Annotated in this window: 15 protein-coding genes; all 15 read left to right on the forward strand. The window is 66.5% G+C overall.

The annotated features are described in order from the left end of the window. Nucleotides 1-5 precede the first annotated feature (5 nt). The 15 genes from DC434_RS12725 to rplW all read left to right on the forward strand — a co-directional run bounded on the left by DC434_RS12725 (nucleotide 6) and on the right by rplW (nucleotide 12,868). Nucleotides 6-1,610, forward strand: a complete 1,605-nt coding sequence (locus DC434_RS12725; RefSeq protein WP_116635671.1) for an ABC transporter permease subunit — start codon at nucleotides 6-8, stop codon at nucleotides 1,608-1,610. After that, nucleotides 1,610-2,497, forward strand: coding sequence for a sugar ABC transporter permease (locus DC434_RS12730; protein ID WP_116635672.1), 888 nt, complete (start codon nucleotides 1,610-1,612; stop codon nucleotides 2,495-2,497). Before DC434_RS12725 ends, DC434_RS12730 begins: the two co-directional genes overlap by 1 nt. Before the next feature lie 75 nt (nucleotides 2,498-2,572). After that, the gene (locus DC434_RS20145; RefSeq protein WP_165808066.1) at nucleotides 2,573-2,725 is read left to right on the forward strand and encodes a hypothetical protein; all 153 of its coding nucleotides are present in this window, start codon (nucleotides 2,573-2,575) and stop codon (nucleotides 2,723-2,725) included. Nucleotides 2,726-2,845: 120 nt separating this feature from the next. Further along, nucleotides 2,846-3,862 carry an ABC transporter gene (locus DC434_RS12735; protein WP_116635673.1) on the forward strand — a complete coding sequence of 339 codons (1,017 nt, stop codon included), beginning with the start codon at nucleotides 2,846-2,848 and terminating at the stop codon, nucleotides 3,860-3,862. A gap of 119 nt (nucleotides 3,863-3,981) precedes the next feature. Further along, on the forward strand, nucleotides 3,982-4,362 hold the full coding sequence (locus DC434_RS12740; protein WP_243408921.1) for a hypothetical protein: 381 nt from the start codon (nucleotides 3,982-3,984) through the stop codon (nucleotides 4,360-4,362). 60 nt (nucleotides 4,363-4,422) lie between these two features. Next, on the forward strand, nucleotides 4,423-5,070 hold the full coding sequence (locus DC434_RS12745) for a spermidine/putrescine ABC transporter substrate-binding protein (RefSeq protein WP_207769970.1): 648 nt from the start codon (nucleotides 4,423-4,425) through the stop codon (nucleotides 5,068-5,070). Nucleotides 5,071-5,283: 213 nt separating this feature from the next. Further along, complete coding sequence (gene rpsL / locus DC434_RS12750; RefSeq protein WP_017201609.1) at nucleotides 5,284-5,652, forward strand: 30S ribosomal protein S12; 369 nt, start codon at nucleotides 5,284-5,286, stop codon at nucleotides 5,650-5,652. A 5-nt stretch (nucleotides 5,653-5,657) separates the two neighbouring features. Beyond that, complete coding sequence (gene rpsG, locus DC434_RS12755; RefSeq protein WP_116635676.1) at nucleotides 5,658-6,131, forward strand: 30S ribosomal protein S7; 474 nt, start codon at nucleotides 5,658-5,660, stop codon at nucleotides 6,129-6,131. A gap of 91 nt (nucleotides 6,132-6,222) precedes the next feature. Beyond that, the gene (gene fusA, locus DC434_RS12760; protein WP_116635677.1) at nucleotides 6,223-8,340 is read left to right on the forward strand and encodes an elongation factor G; all 2,118 of its coding nucleotides are present in this window, start codon (nucleotides 6,223-6,225) and stop codon (nucleotides 8,338-8,340) included. A gap of 148 nt (nucleotides 8,341-8,488) precedes the next feature. Then, nucleotides 8,489-9,679, forward strand: a complete 1,191-nt coding sequence (gene tuf, locus DC434_RS12765; protein WP_116635678.1) for an elongation factor Tu — start codon at nucleotides 8,489-8,491, stop codon at nucleotides 9,677-9,679. Between the two features lie 150 nt (nucleotides 9,680-9,829). Then, entirely contained in the window at nucleotides 9,830-10,042 is a 213-nt protein-coding gene (locus tag DC434_RS12770) for a hypothetical protein (protein WP_116635679.1), read from the forward strand. Nucleotides 10,043-10,906: 864 nt separating this feature from the next. Then, nucleotides 10,907-11,215 (forward strand): 30S ribosomal protein S10, encoded by a 309-nt coding sequence (rpsJ, locus tag DC434_RS12775; protein ID WP_017201594.1) that lies wholly within the window; start codon nucleotides 10,907-10,909, stop codon nucleotides 11,213-11,215. 8 nt (nucleotides 11,216-11,223) lie between these two features. Then, a complete protein-coding gene (gene rplC, locus DC434_RS12780; protein WP_116635680.1) occupies nucleotides 11,224-11,883 on the forward strand; it encodes a 50S ribosomal protein L3 in 660 nt (219 codons plus the stop codon). 2 nt (nucleotides 11,884-11,885) lie between these two features. Next, nucleotides 11,886-12,548: a 50S ribosomal protein L4 gene (gene rplD / locus DC434_RS12785; protein WP_116635681.1), complete on the forward strand. Its 663-nt coding sequence runs from the start codon at nucleotides 11,886-11,888 to the stop codon at nucleotides 12,546-12,548. Next, complete coding sequence (rplW, locus tag DC434_RS12790) at nucleotides 12,545-12,868, forward strand: 50S ribosomal protein L23 (protein WP_017829206.1); 324 nt, start codon at nucleotides 12,545-12,547, stop codon at nucleotides 12,866-12,868. The genes rplD and rplW overlap by 4 nt, the downstream gene beginning before the upstream one ends. Nucleotides 12,869-12,879 lie beyond the last annotated feature (11 nt).

Here is a 12,879-nt window from a genome sequence, read left to right on the forward strand (position 1 = left end):
ACGACATGACAGAGACCGTCGAGCCCACGGCTCCGCCCACCACGCGTCAGCGACAGGCAGCGAGGATCGCCGAGGCGGCATCCGGCCCGATCGGCTGGCTGCTGCTGAAGATCCTGCTCCTCGCGGTCGTCGATGCGATCGCGCTCTACGCGGCGTTCGTGCTCTTCACGCACCAGGAGTGGCTGATCCTCGGGATCGTCGTCGCGGTCGCCGTCCTCGTCAACTACCTCTACTTCTCCCGCAAGCGCATCGCGGCGAAGTATCTGACCCCCGGCATCATCTTCCTGGTGGTCTTCCAGGTCTTCACGCTCCTCTACACGGGCTACATCGGGTTCACGAACTACGGCACCGGTCACAACGGCACCAAGGATCAGGCCATCTCCTCGCTCCTCGCTGCCGCGCAGGAGCGGGTCGAGGACTCGCCCACGTACCCGGTGACCGTCGTCGAGCAGTTCGGCGGATACGGGCTGCTGGTCACCGACCCCGAGACCGGAGACGCGCTCCTCGGCACCGCCGAGCAGCCGCTGCAGGAGGTCGAGGCCGACTTCGAGGGCGGCCAGGCCGTCTCGGTCGAGGGCTGGACCACCCTGCCGCTGGCGACCGTCTTCACGCTCTCGGAGGAGCTCGAGAAGCTCTCCGTCCCGTTCAGCGACGACCCGAACGACGGCAGCCTGCGAGCCCCGGACGGGCAGAAGGGCTACCTCTACGTCTCGACGCTCGAGTACGACGCGGACGCCGACGCGATCACCGACACCCGCACCGGGACCGTCTACTCCGACACCGGCGCCGGGGCGTTCACCTCCGACGCGGGGGAGGAGCTCCTGCCCGGCTGGCAGACGACGGTCGGCTTCGACAACTTCGTCCGCGCCGTCACCGACGCGTCGATCCGCGGTCCGCTCATCTCGGTCACGATCTGGACCTTCGCCTTCGCCCTGATCTCGGTCGCGTCCACCTTCTTCCTGGGGCTGCTCCTCGCCCTGGTGTTCAACAACACCCGGATGCGGTTCCGCAACGGCTACCGCATCATCCTGATCCTCCCGTACGCGTTCCCCGCGTTCCTCTCGGCGCTCGTGTGGGCCGGCATGATGAACGAGAGCTTCGGGTTCATCAACCAGGTCATCTTCGGCGGAGCATCCATCCCGTGGCTCACCGACCCGGCCCTGGCGAAGGTCTCGGTGCTGCTGGTGAACCTGTGGCTCGGCTTCCCCTACATGTTCCTCGTCTGCATGGGCGCGCTGCAGGGCATCCCCGAGGATGTGAACGAGGCAGCCGTCATGGACGGCGCGAACCCGTGGCAGGTCTTCCGTCGCATCAAGCTGCCGCTGCTGCTGGTGACGGTCGCCCCGCTGCTGATCTCGTCGTTCGCGTTCAACTTCAACAACTTCAACCTCATCTACATGCTCACCAAGGGCGGGCCGCGCTTCAGCGACGTCTCGATCCCGGTCGGGCACACCGACATCCTGATCTCGATGGTCTACAAGGTGGCGTTCACGGGCCAGGCTCGCGACTACGGCCTGGCATCCGCCTTCACGATCCTCATCTTCATCGTGGTGGCGACGATCTCGATCGTCAGCTTCCGCAAGACCAAGGCCCTCGAGGAGCTGAACTGATGAGCACCGAGATCATCGCCCCGCGCCGCCGCAGCTTCGGCGCCTGGTTCGCCGACACCGGATGGCGCCACCTCGTCGCGATCGTCGTGAGCGCCTTCGCGCTCTTCCCGCTGCTGTACGTCGTCTCGGCCTCATTGAATCCGAAGGGCACGCTCACCGGTTCGAATCGGCTCTTCTCCGCCGTCGGCATCGACAGCTATGTGCGCATCCTCAGCGATCCGCAGAATCCGTACGGGCTGTGGTTCCTGAACACGCTGCTCGTCGCCGTCGTCACCGGAGCGGTCACCGTGTTCATCGGCGCCTGCGCGGCCTATGCCTTCTCGCGCATGCGATTCGCCGGACGCCGGGTCGGACTGGTCACGATCGTCGTGGTGCAGATGTTCCCGCAGCTGCTCGCCGTGGTGGCGATCTTCCTGCTGATGTCGACGCTGGGGGACTGGTTCCCCGCGATCGGTCTGAACACGCACACCGGGCTCATCCTCGTGTACCTCGGCGGTGCGCTGGGCGTGAACACCTACCTGATGTACGGCTTCTTCAACACGATCCCGAAGGAGATCGACGAGGCGGCCCGCATCGACGGCGCCGGCCACGCCCGCATCTTCTTCACGATCATCCTGCGCCTGGTCGCGCCCATCCTCGCGGTCGTCGGACTCCTGTCCTTCATCGGCACCGTCAACGAGTACGTGATCGCCAGCGTGATGCTCGTCGACGTCGAGCAGCAGACGCTCGTCGTCGGGCTCACGAAGCTCGTCGCGAATCCGCGCTACGCGGACTGGTCGGCGTTCTCGGCGGGCGCCGTGATGGCGGCGATCCCGGTGATGATCCTGTTCCTCTTCCTGCAGAAGTACATCGTGGGCGGGCTCACCGCCGGGGCCACGAAGGGCTGAGTCGGTGGGTCCCGCGGCGCCCGCTGATCGGCGTTGCGGCCGGTGCGACCGCCCGCGCGGGCCTACCGTGGAGACATGGCACGGGTCGGTGGACGCAACCTCGCGATGAGCTGGGTGGCCGGCGTGATGTGCGCCGGGATCATCGGCGCCCTCGTGTGGTTCTCGATCCCCATCCTCCCGGTCCTCGCCGAGTTCGCCGGGGATGCGCTGCGCAGCGCGCTCCCCTGACGGCAACCCGACCGAAACCCGGGAATCCAGCGGTATGCCGACACGTCGGCACGCCTCCGTGAGCGGCCGCCCGCGCGGCGGTAGCCTCGCACTGCACACATCCGATGAGAGGCGCATCCCATGAGCGACCCTGAGGTTCACAAGCCCGAGAAGCCGGCTGACGTCGACGACGTCGTCGGCAGCGCGAACGCCGGGCTCGACGCCGCCGCCGCGGCGGGTGCGGACGTTCCCGGAACCGCGCCCGATTCGACGGAGAGCAAGCCCGTCGACCCCGACCTCGCCGCGTTCGAGGAAGCGGAGCGCGAGCACCCCGGCCTGTTCTCGTCGCCGACTCCCGCGGAGTCCGGATCGACGTCGGCCGGCGCCACGGACTACTCCGACGCGGATACGACCGCAGCGTTCGTCCCGCCGGTCTCGCGGCACGACGACGCCACCGCCTCGTACGACCGCGTGTCGTCCTACGACCGCGAGGACACGGCCGTCGCCGACACGGCCTACGCGCCGTCCGCAGATCTGACCGAGACCCGCATCGTCCCCTCGGAGCCGCTGGTCGCCGCGTCGGCGCAGGCTCCGCAGCCGATCTTCGTGCAAGCTCCCGAGCCTCCGCGCGACCGTGGGAACCGCGGCACGGCCGGTGCGATCGGCCTGCTCGCGACCGTCGCCTTCGCCGTCCTCTACCTCGGCGCCACGATCGGCTTCGGCGCGATCGCCGGCGACGTGACCGGACAGAACATCGGCGAGGCCCTCGTCGCGCCGCTGCTCACCTGGGGGTACTGGACGCCGGTCGTGGTGTTCTTCCTCGGCTTCTGGCTGCTGGGCGCCATCATCAACCGCGGACGCTGGGGCCTCTGGGTGGTCTTCGGCATCGTCGTCGGTGTGATCGCCTACGCCGGGCACATCCTCGGCCAGCTCTTCGAGGCCCCGTTCTGGAAGCTCACGGCATCCGAGGGACTCGATCTCGTCGGCTCGCAGCTCCTCGCGCCGCTCGCGATCGCCGCCTTCGTGTTCGCCCGCGAGCTGACGATCTGGTTCGGTGCCTGGGTCGCGCGCAGCGGAGCACGCAAGACCGAGTACAACGCCGAGGCGCAGCGCGAGTACGAGCGCACCCTCGAAGCCGGTCCGACGCTCGCGAGGTAATCACGGACTCCACCACGCCGAACCCCCGCGGACCCGAGTCCGCGGGGGTTTCGGCCGTCCTGGCGCTCGTCTTCGCCACCATCGGCTTCTTCGCCCTCGCCGTGTGCGGACTGGGCGCGGTGAGCCTGCTGACGGATGCCGACGTCATCGCGGTGCCGGGGCTCGGCCCCGTCCCCGGCGTCACCGGGATGCTGGCGGCGGTCGTCGCCTTCGCTGTCGCGCTGTGGTCGACACTCCGTCGACAGCATCCGTCTTTCGTCGCGACGATCGCGATCGCCCTTGTCGCCGGGCTCGCCCATCTCGTCGGCGTCTGGGCGGCGGTGCTCATCGGCGTCGGCAACGTCATCCTCGCCACGGCGGTGGCGGGAGACCTCGTCCGCGGGGGAGCGAGCGCGGTGCTGCTGCTGGCGGCCGCGATCGCCGCGTGGGGCGGCATCGCCCTGCGCCGCACCCGCTCCGCACGCCCGCGCTGGCCCTGGGAGGGCGACGAAGACGAGTGACGCCCCGCCGTGACGCGGGAAATCGCGGCGCTGCCGCGCGACGCGCCGTACGCTGGAGGGGTGGAGCGCTCATTGGAGACGCAGGTGGACCAGGCCGTCGAGGCCTGGTTGCGCTGGGTGCCGCGCTGGGAACCGGCGACTCATCGCGGACGCGTCGCGCCCTGCCGCCGCTGCCTGGGATCGCCGATCCTGTCGGCCGCCGGCATCGGCGCCAACACGCCGCACGGCGTGCAGCACGGTCTGTCCACCCGGATGAAGACGATCGTCGATCACGCGGTCGCCGACTACACGTCCCGGAATCTCCCGATGCTGCAGCGCGAGCTCGACGATCAGGCCGCCCGCAACCGCGCGCGCAGCTATCGGCCGTCCGAGGACCTCGACCCCGAGTTCGACGGCCTCCCGCTCGATCCGGAGCCGGTGCCGGGCGCCCCCTTCCTGTTCACGATCGCCGGGCTCGCCGATGACGCCGCCGATCAGCTGCCGCCCCTCCCGCCCCTGACGGAAGAGGCCAAGATCGCGCTGCGTCAGGAGGTCGCACTCGCCGACGAGTACGCCAACATGGTCGGACGCGAGATCTGCGGCATCCTCCTGCGCCATCGGCTGCACATCCAAGCCGCCATCTCGCAGCACGTCGAGCCGCAGATCGAGGCGCTGCTGGCCGAGCTGACCCAGTCGCTGGACTCGCCGTTCGACCCCGACGGCGCCTAGCCGCGGGGTCGCGCTCATTTGACCGTCAGGTTACGCGGCATTACACTTGATCAGGTGTGTGCACGTCTTGACGTGCGCACCGGGCGTCGGCACCTGCCGGTCCGCCTCCACGGCATACCCACCACACCACAAAGCCCGCCGGTTCCGGCGTGCCGGTGGGTCATGATGTGAAACCCATCACGCTGTCACCGTGCAGCACTATGAGGAGAGAACGTGCCAACCATTCAGCAGTTGGTTCGCAAGGGTCGCTCGCCCAAGGTCACCAAGACCAAGGCGCCCGCCCTGAAGTCGAACCCGCAGCAGGCCGGGGTCTGCACCCGCGTCTACACCACCACCCCGAAGAAGCCGAACTCGGCGATGCGCAAGGTTGCTCGTGTGAAGCTCCGCAACGGGACCGAGGTCACCGCGTACATCCCCGGTGAGGGTCACAACCTGCAGGAGCACTCGCTGGTGCTCGTCCGCGGCGGTCGTGTCAAGGACCTCCCCGGTGTGCGTTACAAGATCGTCCGTGGCGCCCTGGACACCCAGGCAGTCAAGAACCGTAAGCAGGCTCGTTCCCGCTACGGCGCGAAGAAGGGTTGAGTTAGATGCCTCGTAAGGGTCCCGCCCCCAAGCGCCCCGTCGTCAACGACCCGGTATACGGCGCTCCGATCGTCACCTCGCTGGTGAACAAGATCCTCGTCGACGGCAAGAAGTCGCTCGCCGAGTCGATCGTCTACGGCGCCCTCCGCGGCGTCGAGGCGAAGAACGGCGGCCAGGACGCCGTCGCCACCCTCAAGAAGGCGCTCGACAACGTGCGCCCCACCCTCGAGGTCCGCAGCCGCCGTGTCGGTGGCTCGACCTACCAGGTGCCGGTCGAGGTCAAGCCGCACCGCGCGAACACCCTCGCGCTGCGCTGGCTCGTGAGCTACGCCAAGGGTCGTCGTGAGAAGACGATGACCGAGCGTCTCCAGAACGAGATCCTGGACGCGTCGAACGGCCTCGGTGCCGCGGTCAAGCGCCGTGAGGACACGCACAAGATGGCCGAGTCGAACCGCGCGTTCGCTCACTACCGCTGGTAAACCTTCGGCAGGCTCAGGGACCCATCCGCGTCCCTGAGCCTGTCAAAACCCTCCGCGCAGTACGACTGCACGAAAAGATAAGGACACTCCTGTGGCACAAGACGTGCTCACCGACCTGAGCAAGGTCCGCAACATCGGCATCATGGCGCACATCGATGCCGGCAAGACGACGACGACCGAGCGCATCCTGTTCTACACGGGCGTCAACCACAAGCTCGGCGAGACGCACGACGGCGCCTCGACCACCGACTGGATGGAACAGGAGAAGGAGCGCGGCATCACGATCACGTCTGCCGCCGTGACCTGCTACTGGAACAAGAACCAGATCAACATCATCGACACCCCCGGTCACGTGGACTTCACGGTCGAGGTGGAGCGCTCGCTCCGCGTCCTCGACGGTGCCGTCGCCGTCTTCGACGGCAAGGAGGGCGTCGAGCCCCAGTCCGAGACCGTGTGGCGTCAGGCCGACAAGTACAACGTCCCGCGCATCTGCTTCGTCAACAAGATGGACAAGCTCGGCGCCGACTTCTACTTCACGGTCGACACGATCATCAACCGTCTCGGTGCGAAGCCGCTGGTCATCCAGCTGCCCATCGGCGCCGAGAACGACTTCATCGGCGTCGTCGACCTGGTCGAGATGCGCGCACTGGTCTGGGCGGGCGACTCCAAGGGTGACGTCACCATGGGTGCCTCCTACGAGATCCAGGAGATCCCGGCCGACCTCAAGGAGAAGGCGGACGAGTACCGTCAGCAGCTCCTCGAGACCGTCGCCGAGACCGACGACGCGCTGCTCGAGAAGTTCTTCGGCGGCGAGGAGCTCACGGTCGCCGAGATCAAGGGCGCGATCCGCAAGCTCACCGTGGCTTCCGAGATCTACCCGGTCCTCTGCGGCTCGGCCTTCAAGAACCGCGGCGTCCAGCCGATGCTCGACGCGGTCGTCGACTACCTCCCGAACCCGCTCGACGTGGGTTCGATCGAGGCTCACGACCCGAAGGACTACGACACGATCATCGAGCGTCACCCCGACGCCAACGACCCGTTCGCGGCCCTGGCCTTCAAGGTCGCCGTGCACCCGTTCTTCGGTCGCCTCACCTACGTGCGCGTCTACTCGGGTCACCTCGACTCCGGCTCCGCGGTCGTCAACTCGACCAAGGGCAAGAAGGAGCGCATCGGCAAGATCTTCCAGATGCACGCCAACAAGGAGATCCCCGTCGCCTCGGTGACCGCCGGGAACATCTACGCGGTCATCGGTCTGAAGGACACCACCACCGGTGACACCCTGACCGACCCGGCCTCGCCGGTCGTCCTCGAGTCGATGACGTTCCCCGAGCCCGTCATCGAGGTCGCCATCGAGCCGAAGACCAAGGCCGACCAGGAGAAGCTGGGTGTCGCCATCCAGAAGCTCGCTGAGGAGGACCCGACCTTCCGCACGGAGCTCAACCCCGAGACCGGTCAGACGACCATCAAGGGCATGGGCGAGCTGCACCTCGACATCCTCGTGGATCGCATGAAGCGCGAGTTCAACGTCGAGGCGAACGTCGGCAAGCCCCAGGTGGCGTACCGCGAGACGATCCGCAAGGCCGTCGAGAAGCACGACTACACCCACAAGAAGCAGACGGGTGGATCGGGCCAGTTCGCCAAGATCCAGTTCAACATCGAGCCCCTCGATCTGGACGACGAGAAGACGTACGAGTTCGTGAACGCCGTCACCGGTGGTCGCATCCCGCGCGAGTACATCGGCTCGATCGACGCCGGTTTCCAGGACGCCATGAACGTCGGAGTCCTCGCGGGCTACCCGATCGTCGGTGTCAAGGCGACCATCGTCGATGGTGCGGCGCACGACGTCGACTCCTCGGAGATGGCGTTCAAGATCGCCGGTTCCATGGGCTTCAAGGAGGCTCTGCGCCGGGCGAGCCCCGTGCTGCTCGAGCCGCTGATGGCCGTCGAGGTCCGCACGCCCGAGGAGTACATGGGCGACGTCATCGGCGACCTGAACTCCCGTCGTGGTCAGATCCAGTCGATGGAGGATGCCGCCGGCGTCAAGGTCGTGCGTGCACACGTGCCGCTGTCCGAGATGTTCGGCTACATCGGCGACCTGCGCTCGAAGACCTCGGGTCGCGCCGTCTACTCGATGGAGTTCAACAGCTACGCTGAGGTTCCCCGCAACGTGGCCGACGAGATCGTCCAGAAGCACCAGGGCGGCGAGTAGTCATCTTCCTGGGAGCCGGTTAAGCCCCGGCTCCCAGGTCTCCTACAACTTCACATTCCCTCTCTACTAAACTGAGATTCACACCCGTAGAGAACCGGTCGCAAACCAGTGCCCGGCAACCTCTACACGACGTCCTGAGGAGGACCCAGTGGCTAAGGCCAAGTTCGAGCGGACCAAGCCGCACGTCAACATCGGAACCATCGGTCACGTTGACCACGGCAAGACCACGCTCTCCGCAGCGATCTCGAAGGTGCTTGCTGACAAGTTCCCGTCTGACACCAACGTGCAGCGCGACTTCGCTTCCATCGACTCGGCGCCGGAAGAGCGCCAGCGTGGTATCACCATCAACATCTCGCACATCGAGTACGAGACCCCCAAGCGCCACTACGCGCACGTTGACGCTCCCGGCCACGCCGACTACGTCAAGAACATGATCACCGGTGCGGCTCAGATGGACGGCGCGATCCTCGTGGTCGCCGCCACCGACGGCCCGATGGCTCAGACGCGTGAGCACGTGCTGCTCGCCAAGCAGGTCGGCGTGCCGTACCTGCTGGTCGCGCTGAACAAGTCCGACATGGTCGACGACGAGGAGATCCTGGAGCTCGTCGAGCTCGAGGTCTCCGAGCTGCTCGCCTCGCAGGGCTTCGCCGAGGACGCTCCTGTCGTGCGCGTCTCCGCTCTCAAGGCCCTCGAGGGCGACGAGAAGTGGACGCAGTCGATCCTCGACCTCATGGAGGCCGTCGACGAGCACGTTCCGGACCCGGTGCGCGACAAGGACAAGCCGTTCCTGATGCCCGTCGAGGACGTCTTCACGATCACCGGTCGTGGAACCGTCGTCACGGGTCGCGCCGAGCGTGGCACGCTGGCCATCAACTCCGAGGTCGAGATCGTCGGACTCCGTCCGACCGTCAAGACCACGGTCACGGGTATCGAGATGTTCCACAAGCAGCTCGACGAGGCATGGGCCGGCGAGAACTGCGGTCTCCTGCTCCGTGGCACGAAGCGTGAGGACGTCGAGCGCGGTCAGGTCATCGTCAAGCCGGGTTCGGTCACGCCGCACACCGACTTCGCGGGCACCGCGTACATCCTGTCCAAGGACGAGGGTGGGCGTCACAACCCCTTCTACACGAACTACCGCCCGCAGTTCTACTTCCGCACCACCGACGTCACCGGCGTCATCACGCTGCCCGAGGGCACCGAGATGGTCATGCCCGGCGACACCACGGACGTGACGGTCGAGCTGATCCAGCCGATCGCCATGGAAGAGGGCCTCGGCTTCGCCATCCGTGAGGGTGGACGCACCGTCGGCGCCGGTACGGTCACGAAGATCATCAAGTAAGCATCTGCTTCCTCGCAGAGGGGTCGGGCCTTCGGGTCCGGCCCCTCTGTCGTTAACCGACGACGCGAGGGTTCCCTTTTGCGGTGGCGTGCGGGCACAATGAGTGGTGTCGGCCCGCAAGCGGTCGGCAACACACCTGAGAGGGAGATCATGGGTATCGAGGACGCCGTCAACAAGGGCAAGGACCTGTACGAGCAGAACAAGGACAAGATCGCCGAGGCCGTCAAGAGCGAGCAGGCCGAGGACATCAGCGACAAGGTCCTCGACGGCGTCGCGGACTTCGCCAAGAAGGTCGCCCCCGGTGCAGCCGACAAGATCGACGAGATCCGCGACAGCGCGGACAAGGCTGTCGGCAACGAGTAGCACTCGACGCGAGCTCTGAAGCGGCGGTCCACCACGGCGGTGGGCCGCCGCTTTCGCATCCCACCGGTATTCTCGGCCTGTCGGACTCGCGTCCAGGCCGCCGGACCCCGTATGATGTTCGAGACCGCCTGGGGATCTTGCGGTCGGGGCAGCCGAAGGGGTTCGGCTCCCGAAACTCGCGTTCTTCGCGAACAAACTGGGGATAAGCGATCTTGGGGATCATCGTACGACGCGCGCACTCTGTGCGCCTGAGCGTCTCCCTGCCTGCGCGGCGGGTACTCCGCCGCGCCCTCGATCGAGGATTCCGGCGTCCCTTCACGTCGGCATCCTCGCGTTCGGTGTGCCCCCTCGCACTGAACGTCCTCCCCAAGCGGGGCGAGGCATGGGGATGCCTCGCCCCGCTCTCCTCCCTGATCTGACCCGTTCCGGACCCGTTTCCGCCCCGTTCCGGGGTCGGCGGGACAGGCGCGACACGCCCGGGTTTGCAGAAGTGAAATCGGGCATGGCAGAATAGACAGGTTCGATATTCCGTCGCCGCTGTGCGTGCGTCGGATCACTGCCAGGGCAGTGCATAGACGGCGCCTCCTCCGGGATGGTGCAGGGTTCTAGGCCGCGGGTAGCAGAACAAATCCCCGACACCCTCTTCCGAGAGGGTTCGCCGTGCGCGGCGAAGGTCGGCATCCGCATGTCGGAAGACAGGCGGCTGACATGAGAACAGTGGTGCAGCCCTTCGACAGGCACAGGAACCCCGGTCCCTGGCCCGAGAAGACGAGTGCCGAAGGCGCGAACAGCGCCGACGTGCGTCCAATGCCCCAGGGTCACCCGGCCCAGGACGGTACGACGCCTAAAGAGAGAGAGCAGACAATGGCGGGACAGAAGATCCGCATTCGCCTGAAGTCGTATGACCACGAGGTCATCGACACGTCCGCACGCAAGATCGTCGACACCGTGACCCGTGCGGGCGCGACCGTCGTCGGCCCCGTGCCCCTTCCGACCGAGAAGAACGTCGTGTGCGTCATCCGGTCGCCGCACAAGTACAAGGACAGCCGCGAGCACTTCGAGATGCGCACCCACAAGCGTCTGATCGACATCGTCGACCCGACGCCCAAGGCCGTCGACTCGCTGATGCGTCTCGACCTCCCGGCCGATGTCAACATCGAGATCAAGCTCTGAGGTTCGACATGGCTGACATCAACTCCAAGGTTTCCAAGGGCATGCTGGGCACGAAGCTCGGCATGACCCAGGTGTGGAACGAGAGCGGCAAGCTCGTTCCCGTCACCGTCATCGAACTCGCGCCGAACGTGGTCACCCAGGTCCGCACGCCCGAGAAGGACGGCTACAACGCCGTCCAGATCGCGTACGGCCAGATCGACCCGCGCAAGGTCAACAAGCCCCTCACGGCTCACTTCGAAGCGGCCGGCGTCACGCCGCGTCGTCACGTCACCGAGATCCGCACCGCGGATGCTGCCGAGTACTCGCTCGGTCAGGAGCTCACGGTCGAAGGCACCTTCGAAGCCGGCCAGCTCGTCGACGTCGTCGGCACGAGCAAGGGCAAGGGCACCGCGGGTGTCATGAAGCGCCACAACTTCAAGGGCGTCTCGGCATCCCACGGTTCGCACCGCAACCACCGCAAGCCCGGCTCCATCGGCGCATCGTCGACTCCGAGCCGCGTCTTCAAGGGCATGCGCATGGCCGGCCGTATGGGTGGCGAGCGCGTGACCGTCCTCAACCTCACGGTGCACGCCGTCGACATCGAGAAGGGTCTGCTGCTCGTCAAGGGCGCCGTCCCCGGTGCTCGTGGCCGCATCGTCTACGTCCGCAACGCAGTGAAGGGTGCCTGATCATGGCTGACTCCACTCTCGCGCTCGACGTCCTCAAGGCAGACGGCAAGAAGGCAGGCTCCATCGAGCTTCCCGCCGCTCTGTTCGACGTCAAGACGAACATCCCGCTCATCCACCAGGTCGTCGTTGCGCAGCTCGCGGCGGCTCGCCAGGGCACCCACTCGACCAAGCGTCGCGGTGAGGTCTCCGGTGCCGGCCGCAAGCCCTTCAAGCAGAAGGGCACGGGTAACGCCCGTCAGGGCTCGATCCGCGCGCCGCACATGACCGGCGGTGGCATCGTCCACGGCCCGAAGCCGCGCGACTACTCGCAGCGCACGCCCAAGAAGATGATCGCCGCCGCCCTCCTGGGCGCGCTCAGCGACCGCTTCCGCGGCGACCGCATCCACGCCATCGAGTCCTTCGGGATCGACGGCACGCCTTCGACCAAGACCGCCGTGAACTTCCTCACGAACGTCGTGTCGTCGAAGAACGTGCTCGTCGTGATCGAGCGCAACGACGACGTGACGCTGAAGAGCATCCGCAACCTGTCGAACCTGCACGTGCTGACGTTCGACCAGCTCAACGCCTACGACGTTCTCGTCTCTGACGACATCGTCTTCACCCAGGCCGCGCTCGAGGGCTTCATCGCCTCCAAGTCCGGCGCCAACCAGGAGGTCTCCGCATGAGCGAGCAGGCATCTGTTCTCCAGACGGCCCTGAACAAGGACCCGCGCGACATCATCCTGAAGCCGGTCGTGTCCGAGAAGAGCTACGGGCTCATCGATGAAGGCAAGTACACCTTCCTCGTCGACCCGCGCGCTTCGAAGACCGAGATCAAGCTCGCCATCGAGAAGATCTTCGGCGTCAAGGTCGCTGGGGTCAACACTCTCAACCGCGTCGGCAAGGCTCGCCGCACCCGCTTCGGAACCGGCAAGCGCAAGGACACCAAGCGCGCCATCGTCACCCTGAAGTCGGGCACCATCGACATCTTCACGGCAATCGGCTGATCCGGGGGATA

Origin of the sequence: Microbacterium sp. TPD7012, assembly GCF_003075395.1 — a bacterium.
Taxonomy (GTDB): domain Bacteria; phylum Actinomycetota; class Actinomycetes; order Actinomycetales; family Microbacteriaceae; genus Microbacterium.

Coding starts and splice junctions, on each gene's coding strand:
- DC434_RS20145 (WP_165808066.1), top strand. CDS start 2,573: ATGGCACGGGTCGGTGGACGCAACCTCGCGATGAGCTGGGTGGCCGGC.
- rpsJ (WP_017201594.1), top strand. CDS start 10,907: ATGGCGGGACAGAAGATCCGCATTCGCCTGAAGTCGTATGACCACGAG.
- DC434_RS12770 (WP_116635679.1), top strand. CDS start 9,830: ATGGGTATCGAGGACGCCGTCAACAAGGGCAAGGACCTGTACGAGCAG.
- rpsG (WP_116635676.1), top strand. CDS start 5,658: ATGCCTCGTAAGGGTCCCGCCCCCAAGCGCCCCGTCGTCAACGACCCG.
- rplW (WP_017829206.1), top strand. CDS start 12,545: ATGAGCGAGCAGGCATCTGTTCTCCAGACGGCCCTGAACAAGGACCCG.
- rplD (WP_116635681.1), top strand. CDS start 11,886: ATGGCTGACTCCACTCTCGCGCTCGACGTCCTCAAGGCAGACGGCAAG.
- DC434_RS12725 (WP_116635671.1), top strand. CDS start 6: ATGACAGAGACCGTCGAGCCCACGGCTCCGCCCACCACGCGTCAGCGA.
- DC434_RS12730 (WP_116635672.1), top strand. CDS start 1,610: ATGAGCACCGAGATCATCGCCCCGCGCCGCCGCAGCTTCGGCGCCTGG.
- rplC (WP_116635680.1), top strand. CDS start 11,224: ATGGCTGACATCAACTCCAAGGTTTCCAAGGGCATGCTGGGCACGAAG.
- DC434_RS12735 (WP_116635673.1), top strand. CDS start 2,846: ATGAGCGACCCTGAGGTTCACAAGCCCGAGAAGCCGGCTGACGTCGAC.